Origin of the sequence: Paraburkholderia lebeckiae (assembly GCF_050436225.1) — a bacterium.
GTDB lineage: Bacteria > Pseudomonadota > Gammaproteobacteria > Burkholderiales > Burkholderiaceae > Paraburkholderia > Paraburkholderia tuberum.
Window position 1 is genome coordinate 497,558 of sequence record NZ_JBNDLU010000002.1, and the last position, 14,999, is coordinate 512,556.

Consider the following 14,999-nt stretch of genomic DNA (forward strand, 5'->3'; position numbering starts at 1 on the left):
CGCCGCGAACGGCGCCTTCTCTACTGCCAGTCCTTGCGCAGTGCCTAGAAGCGGTGACGCAGACCTGCGGTCACAGCGACTTGCTTGTTGTTGCCCGAAGCACCGCCCACGCCATTGATGTAGGCGTTAACGATCGAGTCTTCGTTTGCTGCCTGATACACGCCTTGCAGATACACGTCGGTACGCTTGGACAATGCGTAATCGGTTTGCAGGTTGACCTGGTTCCAGTGCACGTGCGAGCTGGAGAGGTTGGCGCGGGTGTACGTGTACGCGCCAGCGATGCTGATTGCCGGCGTCAGCGCGTAACGGGCGTTGGCTTCAAAGTTCTGGAACTGAGCGCTGTTGGTCGGAAAGCCGACGCCGCCCGTTATGCCCGATGCGGCCGCGCTGATACCTGCCAAGCCATGCAGGTTCGTCTGCGAGTACACGAGGCCGACCGTTGCCGGGCCGAACGCGTAGTTGGCGCCTGCGCCCCACGTTTGCTGACGCTGAGCGAAGAACGTGTTGTCGCCCGACACCGCGCCACCCGAGTTGAACGCAGCGGCTGCGCTGTTCGCGCCATTGCTGTTCAGTTGCATGTACGCAGCGGCAACGTTCAGGCCGCCCCAGTTATACGACGCGCCCGCACTGTAAGCGCGGTTGTTGGCGAAGCCGGCAGCCTGGTTCGAGAAGCCGTACAAGCCGCCAAACTTGAAGCCGCCGTAGTTCGCGCTCTGGAATTTGGCCGAATTGTTGATACGGAACGAGTTGTTCAAGTTGTCGTTGTCGAACGGGTGCGCGAACTGCGTGCCGCCGTACTGCGTGCCGGTCAGTGCCAGCGGGCCGACGTAGTCGACCATGCTGTCGTATTGACGGCCGAGGGTCACGGCACCGAACTGGTCGCTCGACAGACCGACGAAGGCCTGACGGCCGAACAGACGGCTGTTCTGCTTGAGCGTGCCGTCATTGATGCCGAAGCCGTTCTCCAACGTGAAGATGGCCTTCAGACCGCCGCCCAGATCTTCAGCGCCACGCAGGCCGAAACGGCTACCGTTCACCGAGCCGCTCGTCATCGCCACGTTGGCGCCGTGCTGGTTACTACTCGGATTCGGATGCTGGTTGTTCGTATAAGTGATTCCGGCGTCGATCAGGCCATACAGGGTGACGCTACTTTGTGCGTGCGCTGCAGTTACGAAAACGCCCGACAGGGCAGCGACCATGAGTGTCTTCTTCATTGATATAACTCCAAGAGCGAGAGAGGTATAAAACCCTGGCTTAGGAGACCTTCACGCGAGCGCTGCGAGAAGCGGAATCAGCGTGAGAAGCGCGTTGACCAGATCCGCGCCGGTTTCCGATTAGCCAGAGTGTAGAGAGACACTTCCAGGAGTTGGCGTTCCGATTCGCGCAATAAAGTATTACGCGAGGAGAAACGATCGTTAATCGCCATTCGAGCCTTATAGATAAAGGCTTTGCGCCGACTGGGCGGATTCAGCGTCTGAATTTTGCTAAAGTTCGTTGCTGATTCGCGACATCGAACGATGCGGAAAAACAACGGGAAGAAACGCGGAAAACGATTGTTGTAGTTGCGGCAATAGACGATTGTTAATTGTGTGAATAATCGAACTCGCATACGACCGTTATACTGTGATTTCTGCTTTCCGAAGCAGACTTTTTCACTGACGAAAAAGATCTCCAAACCTTTTGTCAGCGCGACCTTCGAGTCGCGCTTTTTTTATCGCGGACGAGCTTCGCGAATGTCTTTAATGAGCGGGCGCGGTACCTTCCGCGTCGTCCCAGTCCGCCTGCGCGGACACGCTCCAGTCTTCCATCACATAACGGCGCGCATCCATTGGCGAGGAGAGCAGGTTCTGCCAGTGGTCTCCGTGCCACATTGGATCGAAGTCGAAAACGGTGAATGAATCCCCGGTCCGTGCGGGCTGGTCGGATACGACCTTTGCATGCGAATGAGTGAGCCAGGCGAAGAGACGGCGAATTTCCTTGGGCAGCATGGCAACCTCCTGAAGCGCATCGCTACAACTGATTTACATCATGCGAGTGAGGCGGCGCCGCAACAAGTCGGACAAACACTTACGCAAAGATGGACTTTGTTACATTCGCATTGCATATTTTCGCAAATTTTCCCGTTTTTTGCCTCGGATTATTTTCGTTCAGGTAAATCTGACGCGCCGATCTGTATCCGTGGCATTTGAACTCTTATCTTTTTATACGCTAAACGCATTGAAAAGTTTACTTGACGGTCATTCTCTGTTCCCCGTATAACGGCAAAGCCCGAATTTGATTGGCTGTTTCTGTATTAATCAGATATAGGCAACTGAATCGGGGTTGGATCGATTCAAGGGCAATGCCCGCTTTGGATAAATCACAGAGGGAAACAGGAAAATGGAAACTGGTGTCGTCAAATGGTTCAACGATGCTAAGGGTTTTGGCTTCATCACGTCGGACGTGGGTGGCGAGGATCTGTTCGCACACTTTTCGGAGATCCGCAGCGAGGGCTTCAAGTCGTTGAAGGAAAATCAGCGCGTTTCTTTTGAAGTCAAGACCAGCCCGAAGGGCAAACAGGCGGCCAACATTCAGCCGCTGTAAATGCGCTGTGCGGGGCGCGTCGCCCGCGCGGTCGGGAGCGAAAAAACCCTCGCCGTCGCGCGAGGGTTTTTCATTTTTATCTAGATGCGCCTAAGTTGGATCTTCGGTAACTGCGTGGTTCAACAATACGCATTATTGTCGGAAGAAAATCCGTCGAAACCAATTGACTACGTCTATTAATGGTCTGGTTTAAGCGTCTGCTGGATTTCAGCGTCAAATCGACGGCCCATGCCGACGCAGTTTCCAACTGCGCACGCGTTGCGGTCTGGATGCGCAACGTCCAACTGGTGCATACTTGCCGCAAATTCATGCGCCCGAATCCCTTGTCCCATGTCTGAACTGCTTTCGCCGGAACCGGCACTCGATGCACCCATCGTTTTCGTAGATCTCGAAACGACCGGCGGCTCCACTAGCGAGCACCGCATTACTGAGGTTGGCGTCGTCGAAGTCGGGCTGGCCGGCGTCTCGCGCTGGAGCAGCCTGATCGACCCGCAGCAGCCGATTCCGTCGTTCATCCAACAGCTGACCGGCATCACGAACGACATGGTGCGCGGCGCACCGACGTTCGAGTCGATCGCGCCCGCGTTGTTCGAGCGTTTGAACGGCAAGCTGTTCGTCGCGCACAACGCGAGTTTCGATCGCGGATTTTTACGCAGCGAATTTCGTCGCGCGGGAATCGCGTTCGATCCGGACGTGCTGTGCACGGTGCGACTGTCGCGCGCGCTGTTTCCCGGCGAAAAGCGCCACGGTCTCGATGCGCTGGTCGAACGCCATGCGCTGGTGCCCTCCGACCGCCACCGCGCGCTCGCCGACGCCGATCTGATCTGGCAGTTCTGGCAGCGTCTGCCGACGTTCGTGCCGCTGGAAGCGCTGCGCGCACAGATCGAGCGCACGACGCGTCGCTACCGGCTCGCCGGCGACATAACCGAAGATTTGCTCGACACCGCGCCGGCGGGCTGTGGCGTGTATGCGTTTTACGGCGAAGACGATGCGCCGCTGTATGTCGGTCGCAGCGTGCGCGTGCGTCAGCGGCTGCGCTCGCATCTGACGGGCGAGCGGCGTTCGTCGAAGGATATGCGGCTAGCGCAGCTCGTGCGACGCGTCGAATGGCGCGCGACTGGCGGAGAACTCGGCGCGATGCTCGCGGAGGCGCAGTGGATCGCAACGCTGCGGCCGGGCCACAACCGCTTGCCGCGCGTGACGAAGAGCGATCCCGCGAACGCGCCGTGGCCATTCGAGGGGCCCATCGTGTTCGAAGAGCGTGAGGACGCGCAGCGTATCTTCCACGTGGTCGATCGCTGGCGCTACCTCGGGAACGCGCCGTCGCTCGTCGCGGCGGAGCAACTGCATGCGTCGACGCTGGCTGGGTCGTTCGAACTCTGGACGTACCGTATCCTGCAAAGCCATCTGGCGCGAGGTCTGCGCGTGATGCCGTTGAGCGTGTCGCGTGACAGCCCGGAGTCGAGCATCGTCGCGTGACGCTTATGCGACGTGCGCGCGCCGTCGCGTTACCAGAATCAGCCGGTGGCGCCGACTCCGCCCGTCTCGCACACATGACCTAGTGCGCGCGTCAACGCGCTCGAATGCGCAGAGTCATAGCGCGTCAACGCCTTCCAGTTAGCCAGCGATTGCGCGACCCGCGACGGACAATCGTCCGCCGCGCGCAGCGGCTGCACGCGCGCCAGGCTCGCCATCAACGATTGTGTCAGCTTGTCGAGCTGCGGTCGCGTACTGGTTGCGAGATCGGGTGCGGGACCTTGCGGCGGCTGGGTGCGACGCCAGTTCGCGAAGAGCGCGTTCTGCACGTCTTTGCTCGCATCGATCTGATCCTGGAAGAACGCGCGGGCGAACACCGGGTCGACGTTTGCCGCAGCGGCGCGCTTTTCCACCTCGGCGAGCAGCGCGTTTTCACGCGGCGTATCGGTGATCGGCTGGTGGTTTGCCCACTTCCAGCGCGCGACCGGCTCTGCGAGTGCAAGGCGCTGCGAAACCAGCGCGATCAGGCTCGTGAGCGCGGTGTCGCCGCCCTCGGCGAGGGCGGGGGCGGGCGAGAAGGCGAAGGCGGCGGCGATGACGAGCGCGCATGACGCGCCGAAGCGATGCAAATGATTCATGAGATGGACGTGGCCGGGCGGCCGTTGACGGAAAAAACCAGAAGAATAAATGATGCACCGCAAAGTGCGAGCACCGGGCCGATTCACACGGATTGTCGGGGGAAGTGGGCGCGAGAAGGACGCGCGCATTCGCGCGCTCGAGCCGCGTAGCCCAGCGCAACTGCTGTGATCAGGCGAGGTGATCCAGCGTCATGACGGAGGTGTCGGACGCGTAATGAGCGCGCGAGTATTCGCCGCGCGTGAATTCAACGAGCGCGTATGCTGCGTTGCGCCAGTGGTCCGTTACTTCGGATCGCACGACTTGCGTTGTTCGTCAAAGAAAGCGCGAACATGCTCGGGCAGCTCGGCTCCCAAAAACTCGACGGCCACAGGTTCCGGATCCGGGTAAAGAACTTTGTCCGGGGTCGGAATCTTCGGTGGTTTGGCATCCATGATCTTTCTCCTTTGCGAATCGATTATCGGCCTCGTTCCCTGCATCGCACCAGTGTCCGATGCGAGTCATACACACTCTGTTGCTTTAACGGCACAAGCCGACACGCCAGCCGAGGGATTGAATAAAATTTATCGTCTGACTATCGCCTACGTTTCGCGATCTGCTGATCCACTTAATTGCCAGCGCGAAATCACCTCTTTGCCGCTCCTTCTGCCAGTCCCTGTCGACCCTTGTCCAGCATAGGTTTCAGCACGACCGATCGATATTGTCGCTGCACTGCACCTAACGTTTTCGCATGACTAAAACGTGACAAACTTGTGCATTCCCGCATCGACAGATTTTCGCTTTCCGAACTGAACGTACGTAATTTGCCGATTGCATAACTCGCGGTCTAATTCTTTGTAAACGACCCATTCCCCGTCGCGTTGACCGCGCAAGCACTATTTAAAGATTTTTGTCGTTAATCAGCTGAGTGACAGTTGGTTGGCAAACTCACTCCCGCATTGCTGTGACAAAAGGACCTCAGTTGGTGACAAGTCATGCGCAGCGCACCGGGCCACCTGTGATTGAAGCAACTACTGATGGCTCGACGTGCGTTGGCAGACGGACACGCGAGGCGCAGCGCGGTTGATCGAGGCTGCGTGCGTTCGCGCCGTTGCCCGCGGTCGTTCATCACTTTGCCGACAACGAAAGGGGCTCCCACTCGGCATCGAGCAACTCGTCGATAACCAGGGTCTGGGGAGTCGACATCTTTTTCGTGCTGAGCGGCTTCATCCTTGCCTGGACGTATCTGCCTTCATGCGAGACTGCGTTCGGCTGGGCCGCCATCGATGTGCCTATCGTTTCTGTTTCCGCTGTGCGCGAGAGTGCTCTGGCGCGTCGCTCGATCATCGCGAAGTCGCAGGGGTGGCGCGACGGCAAAACAAAAAGCCCAGTCGCGAGGACTGGGCTTTTTGCTTGAACTTGATGGTGCCGGAAAGAGGAATCGAACCCCCGACCTTCGCATTACGAATGCGCTGCTCTACCGTCTGAGCTATTCCGGCATCAGGAGAAGCGAGATTATAGGGACTACTTTAGTGCCTTGGCAAGCCCCCTTGAGGCATTTTTTCTTTCGAGATCACTTCTTCGCTTCGATGTGATAGCGGGTCACGCGATCGACCTCGTTCTTCGAGCCGAGGAACACCGCGACGCGCTCGTGCAGGCTCTTCGGCTGGATGTCGAGAATGCGCTTCTCGCCGTTGGTTGCGGCGCCGCCGGCCTGCTCGACGATGAATGCCATCGGATTGGCTTCATACATCAGACGCAGCTTGCCCGGCTTGTCCGGCGTGCGCTTGTCGGCCGGGTACATGAAGATGCCGCCGCGACTCAGGATGCGATGCACGTCGGAGACCATCGACGCGATCCAGCGCATGTTGAAGTCGGCCTGACGCGAACCTTCCTTGCCCGCTTTCAGTTCGCCGATGTATTGCTGAACCGGCGGATACCAGTGGCGTTCGTTCGAGGCGTTGATCGCGTACTCGCGTGTTTCGACGGGAATGCGCATGTCGCTTTGCGTGAGCACCCACGAGCCGAGCTCGCGATCGAGCGTGAAGCAGTTCACGCCGTTACCGGTGGTCAGCACGAGCACCGTTTGCGGGCCGTACACCGCATAGCCCGCGGCGACCTGCTGCGTGCCCGGCTGCAGGAACGATTGCTCGGTGGCCTGATGGCCGTCCGGGCAGCGCAGCACCGAGAAGATCGTACCGATCGACACGTTCACGTCGATGTTCGACGAGCCGTCGAGCGGATCGAATACGAGCAGATATTCGCCCTTCGGATAGTTGGCCGGAATCGGGAAGAATTGTTCCATTTCCTCGGAGGCCATGCCCGCGAGGTTGCCGCCCCATTCGTTCGCCTCGAGCAGAATTTCGTTCGAGAGGATGTCGAGCTTCTTCTGCACTTCGCCCTGGACGTTTTCGCTGCCCGCCGAGCCGAGCGCATCGCCGAGCGCGCCCTTGCTGACGTGGTAGCTGATCGCCTTGCACGCGCGCGCGACGACTTCGATCAGCAGGCGCAGGTCGGCGGGCAGGTTGTTGGTTTCGCGCTGCTGCTCGATCAGGTACTTCGTGAGAGTGGTACGACGTTGCAAAGACATTGCTGTACTCCGGAAGGCTAGAAGAATGATGGGATTCTAACCGCTCGTTTGTGTCGGCTCCGTGCTTTTGGTCGCACGGCCGGCTTCAGGTCTTGCGGCGCGCCTTGGCCGAGACGGTGCCGCTGACGCTGGCCGCGAGGGCCGCGGCCCGGGCGTGTCCGGCCGGCACGCGGGGTAGTTTCGGGCGCTCGGCGCGCGGCATCGGTTCGATTTCCCGTTCGATCTGCTCGCCGGCGGCGGCGGTGGCGACGCGCAGGTCGTAGGCGATTTGCAGATTGAGCCAGAACTGCGCGCTGGCGCCGAAGTAGCGCTCGAGCCGCAGCGCAGTATCGGCGGAGATTGCGCGGCGGCCGCGCACGACGTCGTTGATGCGCGGCGCCGGCACCCGCAGCGCGAGCGCGAGCGCGTTGACGGACATGCCGAGCGGCTCGAGGAACTCGCTGCGCAGAATTTCGCCCGGATGGATCCCGGCAATGGCCGCGCCCGTATCGACGTCGGAGAAATCGATGCTGTTGAGCGCGGAGCGTTTGATGACCATGTCGGTCTCCCAGTAGTCAGTGATAGGCGATGATCTCGACATTCAGCGCGTCCTCGTCGACGAAGTGAAAACAGACGCGCCACTGCGCATTGATGCGGATGCTCCATTGCCCGCTGCGCTGGCCTTGCAAGGCTTCGAGCCGGTTTCCGGGCGGCGCGTGCAAATTCGAGACGGAGCTCGCGGCGTCGATCGTCAGCAACTTGCGATGCGCTAGCGCCTGGATCGAGCGTGGAAAATTGCGGTGGCCTTGTCTGCGAATGTCGCGATCATCGAATCGTATAACGCTTGCGTTAAATGCAAACCATCAAACCTGCACGTATACTTTCTGCCCGGCGAGGTCCGATGAACACTCGGCCAAGCGGCTAACGGCGCGACACGAGCGCGTGAACGCAGCTGAAAACAACGCGAAAAAAAGCCGGCAACGCGTGCCGGCTTTCCGATGTGACTCGAGAACTCAGAGAGGCATCACGCCAACGCCTTCTCGACGATCTCGCGCACGTCGCGCGACTTGACCTGTGCGGCCACTTTCTCGAGCGCCGCGCGCATGCTGTCGCGCAGCGCCGGCGTGAAGCGTCGCCACAGTTCGAGCGAGCGCGCGAGGCGCGCGGCCACCTGCGGATTGAGCGCGTCGAGCGCGATCACCTGGTCGGCCCAGAATGCGTAGCCGGAGCCATCTGCCGCGTGGAACTGCGCGGGGTTCGCCGCGCAGAAGCTGAAAATCAGCGAACGCGCCCGGTTCGGGTTCTTCAGGTTGAAGGCCGGATGCGTCATCAGCTTGCGCACCGTATCGATCACCGGATGTCGTGCGCCGCCGCGCTGGGTGGCCTGCAACGCGAACCATTTGTCGATGACGAGCGGCTCCTTCTCGAAGCGTCGATAGAAGTCGTCGAGCGCGTGCTGCGCCTCAGGGCTGCCGCCTTGCGGTGCGGCCGCGTTGAGCAGCGCCGACAGCGCGGCCGCGCGGTCGGTCATGTTGTTCGCCGCTTCATATTGCGCGGCCGCGAGGCGCACGGCGTCCGCGGAGTCGTCGAGTTCGGTCAGATACGACAGCGCGAGATTCTTCAGCGCGCGATGACCGCCGGCCTCGGGCGTCGTTTCATAGGCGCCCGGCGTGCGATGCTGCTCGTAGACCTTCAGCCAGTCGTCACGCAGCGCATTCGCGAGGCGCTTGCGCACGAACTGCCGTGCCGCGTGCACCGCGGCCGGATTCGATTCGGCCATCTGCTCGGCGAGATACGCTTCGGACGGCAGCATCAGTGCGAGCTCGCGGAACGCCGGCGACAGCGTCTCGTCGGTCAAAACGCGCGCGAACGCGGCGACCACCGAGTCGTCGAACTGCAGCGCCGCGCCCGTGGCCGCGCGCGTGGCCAGCGCGAGCAACTCGCGCGTGGCAAGCCGCTGGCCGGCTTCCCAGCGGTTGAACGGATCGCTGTCGTGCGCGAGCAGGAACGCGAGCTGTTCGCCCGTGTAGTCGTATTCGACGATCACCGGAGCCGAGAAATTGCGCAACAGCGACGGCAGCGGTTCCTGCCCGACGTTGACGAACGTGAAGGTCTGCTCGGTCTGCGTGAATTCGAGCACGCGCGTGGTCGACTCCGACGCCTTCGCCTCGCCGTCGAGCTGCAGCGGCAGGTCGCGGCCGTCCTTGCCGATCAGACCGATCGCGAACGGAATCAGCAGCGACCCCTTCTGCGTTTCGCGCGCGGCCGGCACGGCATCGCCGTAGCCCTGGCGCAGTGTCACGCTGTAGCGCTGCTGCGCGGCGTCGTAGCGCGTGCGCACCGACACGCGCGGCGTGCCGGCCTGGCTATACCAGCGCTCGAACTGCGCGAGGTCGCGGCCGTTCGCGTCGGCGAGCGCGTGACGGAAGTCGTCGCAGGTCACGGCCTGGCCGTCGTGACGCTTGAAGTACAGGTCCATGCCGTTGCGAAAGCCGTCGCGGCCGAACAGCGTCTGATACATCCGCACGACTTCCGAGCCTTTCTCGTAGACGGTCATCGTGTAGAAGTTGTTGATCTCGACGTAGCTTTCCGGGCGCACCGGATGCGCCATCGGGCCCGCGTCCTCGGCGAACTGCATCTGGCGCAGCACCCGCACGTCCTCGATGCGCTTGGTCGCGCGCGCGGCTTCGTCGGTGGCGCCGCCCGCCATGTCGGCCGAGAACTCCTGGTCGCGGAACACCGTCAGGCCTTCCTTCAGGCTCAGCTGGAACCAGTCGCGGCACGTCACGCGATTGCCGGTCCAGTTGTGGAAGTACTCGTGGCCGACCACCGCCTCGATGTTGGCGAAGTCGTTGTCGGTGGCCGTTTCGGGGTTCGCGAGCACGTACTTCGTGTTGAAGATGTTGAGCCCCTTGTTCTCCATCGCGCCCATGTTGAAGTCGCTGACCGCGACGATCATGAAGCGGTCCAGATCGAGCTCGAGCCCGAAGCGCTGTTCGTCCCAGCGGATCGAGTGGATCAGCGAATCCATCGCGTGACGGGTCTTGTCGAGATCGTGCGGCTCGACCCACACCTGCAGCAGCTTTTCCTTGCCCGAGCCGGTCTTCACGCGTTCTTCGAGCGCGACGAGCTTGCCCGCGACGAGGGCGAACAGATAGCTCGGCTTCCTGAACGGGTCTTCCCAGCGCGCGAAATGGCGGCCGTCGGGCAACTCGCCTTGTTCCAGAAGATTGCCGTTCGACAGCAGCACCGGATAGTCGGCCTTGCTCGCGCGCAGCGTGACCGTGAAGCTCGCCATCACGTCGGGGCGGTCGAGGAAATAGGTGATGCGACGAAAGCCCTCGGCCTCGCACTGCGTGAAGAAGTTGCCGCTCGACACGTATAGCCCCGACAGCGTGGTGTTTTCCGCGGGATTGCAGATGCTCGTGAGCGTCAGCTCGAAGCTGTCCGGCACGTCGTCGAGTAACAGGCCGTGCTCGTGCGGGTGCGCGTTCGGGAACGGCTTGCCGTCGATCGCGGCGCTGACGAACTCCAGTTGCTCGCCCATCAGTTCGAGATGCGCGGCGCGCGACGCATCCGGGTTGCGGCGAACACGCATCGTGTTCCTGACGACCGTGCGTTCGGGGACCAGATCGAACTCCAGCGCGACGGTGTCGATCAGGAAGGCGGGCGGCGCGTAATCGGCGCGGCGGATCACATTGGGCGTTGCGGTATCGGCCATGGCGTTCTTTGGTGGTGTACTCGAGCGGTCGGGCGCGCAAACGGCGCGCGAGCCGGGCTTGGTCGACTCATTGTACAAAGCCTCGGGCAATCGTGCGGAAGGGAAGGTGGCGGAGTCTCGGCGCCGGGTAGCGCTGCCGCTTTCGACGGACAGGGGAAGAACCTTTTACCGGCTGGCGAGGTCAGCGTATTATCGGGCGCCGCGCGTGGCGGAGCGCCGGGATCGTCCGCCGGGCAGCGGATCGCGCGACGGAATAATCTCGACTGAAGCAGAGTTTTAACTGAAGCAGAATAGATGCAATCAGAGGCATCACGAGGCAAACCATGAACATCGATCGATGGACCCGCCGCGTCGCGCCGCTGCTCGTCGCGCTGACGGTGCTGCTATCCGGCTGCACGACCTACGTGACCACGCAGGTCACGGCGTTCTCGGACTGGAGCGGAAGCGACGCGACGCGCACCTATGCCTTCACGCGGCACGAGGATCAGAAGAACAATCTCGAACTGAGCGCGTACGAGCGGATCGTCGCGAACGAACTCGCCTTGCACGCGTTCCGCGAAGTCGCGCACGACGACGCGCGTTATCTGGTCGAGCTCGCCTATGGCATCCGCTCGGACATCGTGACCGTCGCGCAGCCGGTCTACTACAACCCGTGGCCCGGTCCTTACTGGGGCCGGCCGTTCGATCCGTGGGGACCGTGGGGGCCTTTCCCGGCGACGTACGTGGACCAGAGCTATCCAGTGTTCACGCATCTGCTCGGCATCCGGATCACCGAGCGCGCGAGCGGCCGGGAGGTCTACAACGTCACGGCGCGCAATTTCGGCGAGGAGTCGTCGCTGGTGCGGGCAATGCCATATCTTGCGCGTAGCGCGCTGGCTGATTTCCCGCTGGCCAACGGCGCGGTGCACACCGTGAAGATTCCGCTCGGCGGCGGTGGCGGCGCGAACGCGAACGAAGTGTCGCTGCCGGCGGCGGCGCCCCCCGCGGGCGCGGCGTCGGCGCCGAAGGCCGCGCAGTAGCTCAGACCCCGACCCCGAACAAAGCCATCGCGCCCAGCACGACGAACATGACCGCGGCGATGCCGTGCACGAGCGTGGTCGGCAGACGATGCGCGAAGCGGTCGCCGAGCAGGATCGCCGGCACGTTCGCGATCATCATGCCGAGCGTCGTGCCGGCCACCACGCCGAAGAAATCGTGAAAGCGCGCGGCGAGGGCGACCGTCGCAATCTGCGTCTTGTCGCCCATCTCCGCGAGGAAGAAGGTGACGACCGTCGCGCCGAACACGCCGAAGTGCGTGCGGTTCGTGTTGGCTTCTTCGTCGTCGAGCTTGTCGGGCACGAGAATCCACAGCCCCATGCCGATAAACGACGCCGCCAGCGCCCAGCGCATGATGGTCGGCGTCAGCATCGAGCCGAGCCAGGCGCCGAGCGCGCCGGCGCCCGCGTGATTGATCAGCGTCGCCGCGAACACGCCGAGAATGATCGGCACGGGCTTGCGATAGCGCGCGGCCAGCACGAGCGACAGCAGTTGCGTCTTGTCGCCGATCTCGGCGAGCGCGACCGCTCCGGTCGAAATCAGAAAAGCTTGATTCACGTTGAATGGATTCCTCGGGCCGAAGATGAACGAGCGACGACCCACGACACGCCGGGCCCTGTTGCGGCGCGTGTGGATCATCGGTCTCGCCAGGCCAGAGGCTGCGACTGCCATGGCCGTGCAGGCCAAGTCTGTTGACAGGCGCCCCCGCGAACCACACGTGCGACGCACCGGCGAAGCGGTGCGGACGTGCCGCGGGGCGGCTACTCCCCAATGAGGGCCGGAGTATAGCAGGCGCGGACGTACCGTTGCGGCGAAGATTGCTTGCGCAGGCGCACCGGTATCGCGCCGTACCGCTCTGTAACAGATGCGCTGAAAGTCGAATGAAGGGTTTCGCCGATTGTCGGCGGCGGCGTCAAATCGCCTGACATTCCGTTGTTTCGCGGACGCGGATACAGATGGATACGTCTTTTCTGGCTGATTTAATCCAGAATATTCAGTATTATTTCGGCCACAAAAGGAGCCCGAGCCACAATCCGTGTGCAGGATTGTCAGCGGAGCCTAAATGATTGGGGCCGATTGCCGATAATCCTGTATTTCCCGCAAAGAAGACTGCTCGATCCCGGCTGAAAGTTTCCGGTCCGCGCGGCGCCGCTTGCTGTGACGGCTGCGTATTCCGTCAGGCGCCTGAGTCCTTCCTCGTTTCTACGCGCGAACACCGATATGCCCGATCTGCACTGGACCATTCCGGTCGGTCGCTGGTCTAGCTGGCCGGCGGTCGCATCTGCCGCACCCGACATCGGCTTTATCGAGCCGATCGTGCGGCGGCGTCTCAGCACGCTGTCCAAGGTGGCGCTCAAGGTCGCGCACGACTGTGTGGCGCAGGAGCCAGCGCGCGTGGTGTTCGCCTCGCGGCATGGCGAACTGCGGCGCACCACCGACATCCTGCGCAGCATCAGCGCGGGCGAGCCGGTGTCGCCGACCGCGTTCAGCCTGTCGGTGTTGAACGCGATGACCGGCGTGTTCGGCATCGCGCGCGGCGACCGTTCGGCTGCGAGCGCGGTGTCGGCCGGTGCGCAAACGCTCGGCTATGCGCTGCTGGAAGCGTATGCGCAATATGCGACGCATGCCGATGCGCCGGTGTTGCTCGTGTATGCCGACGAACCGGCCGATCTCGCGTACGGCACGATCGAAGACGAAGTGCAGGGCGGCGCGATCGCGCTATTGCTGGAGAAAGACGCGTCGGCCGGGCACATCGTCTGCTCGCTGAGCCGCGCTGACGAGGATGCGGGCGACCCCCGGGATGCGTCCCGGACCGCCTCGAGCGATGCCGCCAGCTTTCCGACCCAGAGCCAGGCGCTGCTGCACTGCCTCGAAACCGGCGAGCCCGCGCGCTGGCACGGCGCCGGCGCGGTATGGCATTGGAGGTGGGATGACCGGGCGGCTTGATTACGCATGGCGTCTATGCGCAACCGGCCTTGCCTTCGTCGGGTTCGGCGTGTGCGGCGTGCTGTTTTCGGTACTGGTGTTTCCGTTCGCGTGGCTCTGGCCGCATCGCGCGTCGCGGCAGCACGCGGTGAGCGCGGTGATCCACTGGTTTTTCCGCGCGCTCGTCGCGGTGCTGCGCGGTCTCGGCGTGATGGAACTCGAGGTGTCCGGTGCACAGGCGTTGCGCGCCGGGGAGCCGGCGATCGTCGTCGCGAATCACCCGACTTACCTCGACGTCATGGTCCTGCTGTCGTTGACGCCGCGCGCGTGCTGTGTCGTGAAGCACGCGCACTGGCGCAACCCGTGTTTTTGGGGCATCGTGCGAGCGGCCGAATACGTGAGCAACGCGGATGCGACCGCGCTGGTCGACGCGGGCGCGAAGCAGCTCGCGGCCGGCTATACGATGATCATTTTTCCCGAGGGCACGCGCAGCCCCGCGCCGAACCGGCTGCACGCGTTTTCGCGCGGCTTCGCGCATATGGCGCTGAAGGCCGGCGCGCCGATCGTGCCGGTGTTGATGGATTGCGATCCGCCCGCGTTCACGCGGCAGATGCGCTGGTACGACGTGCCGGCGCGCGCTTTCCGGATGCGCGTGAACGTGCTCGCGCCGCTCGGCATCGCCGAATTGGCCGCGCACGACACGAGCGCGGCCATCGCGGCGCGCAGCGTGACGAATGCCGTCGAAGCCCACATTACCCAGCACCTGTTCGATTATGGATTCTTTAAAACTGGAAATTAAAAAGCTTCTGATCGAAGCTCTCGATCTCGAAGACCTGAGCCCGGCCGATATCGACGACGATGCACCGTTGTTCGGTTCCGACGGCATCGGTCTCGACTCGATCGACGCGCTCGAGATCGGCATCGTGCTGCGCAAACAATACCAACTGACCATCGCGGCGAACGACGAACGCACGCGCGAGCACTTTCGCTCGATCAACACGCTCGCCGCGTTGGTCGAGAGTCAGCGCGAAGCGGCGCACGCTGCGAACGAAACCACAAGGAAGGGGGATTAAC

At 62.4% G+C, this 14,999-nt stretch carries 15 protein-coding genes, 1 tRNA gene and 1 riboswitch; of the genes, 6 read left to right on the forward strand and 10 right to left on the reverse strand.

What is annotated here, in order from left to right:
* Positions 1-44: 44 nt before the first annotated feature.
* Together OKW45_RS17025 and OKW45_RS17030 are read right to left on the reverse strand one after the other, a co-directional pair.
* Entirely contained in the window at positions 45-1,214 is a 1,170-nt protein-coding gene (locus OKW45_RS17025; RefSeq protein ID WP_018421458.1) for a porin, read from the reverse strand.
* Between the two features lie 525 nt (positions 1,215-1,739).
* On the reverse strand, positions 1,740-1,988 hold the full coding sequence (locus tag OKW45_RS17030; RefSeq protein ID WP_018421457.1) for a hypothetical protein: 249 nt from the start codon (positions 1,986-1,988) through the stop codon (positions 1,740-1,742).
* Between the two features lie 391 nt (positions 1,989-2,379).
* On the opposite strand from OKW45_RS17030, the gene OKW45_RS17035 reads away from it, so the two are divergent.
* Entirely contained in the window at positions 2,380-2,583 is a 204-nt protein-coding gene (locus OKW45_RS17035) for a cold-shock protein (protein WP_018421456.1), read from the forward strand.
* A 330-nt stretch (positions 2,584-2,913) separates the two neighbouring features.
* Positions 2,914-4,062 (forward strand): exonuclease domain-containing protein, encoded by a 1,149-nt coding sequence (locus tag OKW45_RS17040; RefSeq protein WP_429470013.1) that lies wholly within the window; start codon positions 2,914-2,916, stop codon positions 4,060-4,062.
* Between the two features lie 38 nt (positions 4,063-4,100).
* Here OKW45_RS17040 and OKW45_RS17045 read toward each other — a convergent pair whose 3' ends face one another.
* The 7 genes from OKW45_RS17045 to pepN all read right to left on the reverse strand — a co-directional run bounded on the left by OKW45_RS17045 (position 4,101) and on the right by pepN (position 10,964).
* Positions 4,101-4,697 carry a chorismate mutase gene (locus OKW45_RS17045; protein WP_018421454.1) on the reverse strand — a complete coding sequence of 199 codons (597 nt, stop codon included), beginning with the start codon at positions 4,695-4,697 and terminating at the stop codon, positions 4,101-4,103.
* A gap of 282 nt (positions 4,698-4,979) precedes the next feature.
* Positions 4,980-5,129 (reverse strand): hypothetical protein, encoded by a 150-nt coding sequence (locus OKW45_RS17050; protein ID WP_018421453.1) that lies wholly within the window; start codon positions 5,127-5,129, stop codon positions 4,980-4,982.
* A 968-nt stretch (positions 5,130-6,097) separates the two neighbouring features.
* Positions 6,098-6,173, reverse strand: a tRNA-Thr gene (locus OKW45_RS17055).
* 74 nt (positions 6,174-6,247) lie between these two features.
* Complete coding sequence (locus OKW45_RS17060; RefSeq protein WP_184011079.1) at positions 6,248-7,264, reverse strand: class 1 fructose-bisphosphatase; 1,017 nt, start codon at positions 7,262-7,264, stop codon at positions 6,248-6,250.
* 85 nt (positions 7,265-7,349) lie between these two features.
* Positions 7,350-7,802, reverse strand: a complete 453-nt coding sequence (locus tag OKW45_RS17065) for a HigA family addiction module antitoxin (RefSeq protein WP_429470016.1) — start codon at positions 7,800-7,802, stop codon at positions 7,350-7,352.
* A gap of 16 nt (positions 7,803-7,818) precedes the next feature.
* The gene (locus tag OKW45_RS17070) at positions 7,819-8,001 is read right to left on the reverse strand and encodes a type II toxin-antitoxin system RelE/ParE family toxin (RefSeq protein ID WP_429470018.1); all 183 of its coding nucleotides are present in this window, start codon (positions 7,999-8,001) and stop codon (positions 7,819-7,821) included.
* A 266-nt stretch (positions 8,002-8,267) separates the two neighbouring features.
* On the reverse strand, positions 8,268-10,964 hold the full coding sequence (pepN, locus tag OKW45_RS17075; protein WP_429470020.1) for an aminopeptidase N: 2,697 nt from the start codon (positions 10,962-10,964) through the stop codon (positions 8,268-8,270).
* A 323-nt stretch (positions 10,965-11,287) separates the two neighbouring features.
* Between pepN and OKW45_RS17080 the strand changes: the two genes are divergently transcribed.
* Entirely contained in the window at positions 11,288-11,983 is a 696-nt protein-coding gene (locus OKW45_RS17080) for a DUF4136 domain-containing protein (RefSeq protein ID WP_429470022.1), read from the forward strand.
* A gap of 1 nt (position 11,984) precedes the next feature.
* On the opposite strand, the gene OKW45_RS17085 is transcribed toward OKW45_RS17080, so the two are convergent.
* Positions 11,985-12,557, reverse strand: a complete 573-nt coding sequence (locus OKW45_RS17085) for a TMEM165/GDT1 family protein (RefSeq protein WP_026225981.1) — start codon at positions 12,555-12,557, stop codon at positions 11,985-11,987.
* A gap of 10 nt (positions 12,558-12,567) precedes the next feature.
* A riboswitch (yybP-ykoY riboswitch) is annotated at positions 12,568-12,781 on the reverse strand.
* Between the two features lie 439 nt (positions 12,782-13,220).
* Here OKW45_RS17085 and OKW45_RS17090 point away from each other — a divergent pair.
* Genes OKW45_RS17090 through OKW45_RS17100 form a run of 3 tightly spaced genes read left to right on the forward strand, consistent with a single transcriptional unit; the run spans position 13,221 to position 14,998 of the window.
* Entirely contained in the window at positions 13,221-13,946 is a 726-nt protein-coding gene (locus tag OKW45_RS17090; RefSeq protein WP_018421436.1) for a beta-ketoacyl synthase chain length factor, read from the forward strand.
* Positions 13,930-14,724 carry a lysophospholipid acyltransferase family protein gene (locus OKW45_RS17095; protein WP_018421435.1) on the forward strand — a complete coding sequence of 265 codons (795 nt, stop codon included), beginning with the start codon at positions 13,930-13,932 and terminating at the stop codon, positions 14,722-14,724. Before OKW45_RS17090 ends, OKW45_RS17095 begins: the two co-directional genes overlap by 17 nt.
* A complete protein-coding gene (locus tag OKW45_RS17100; RefSeq protein ID WP_018421434.1) occupies positions 14,699-14,998 on the forward strand; it encodes a phosphopantetheine-binding protein in 300 nt (99 codons plus the stop codon). Before OKW45_RS17095 ends, OKW45_RS17100 begins: the two co-directional genes overlap by 26 nt.
* Position 14,999 lies beyond the last annotated feature (1 nt).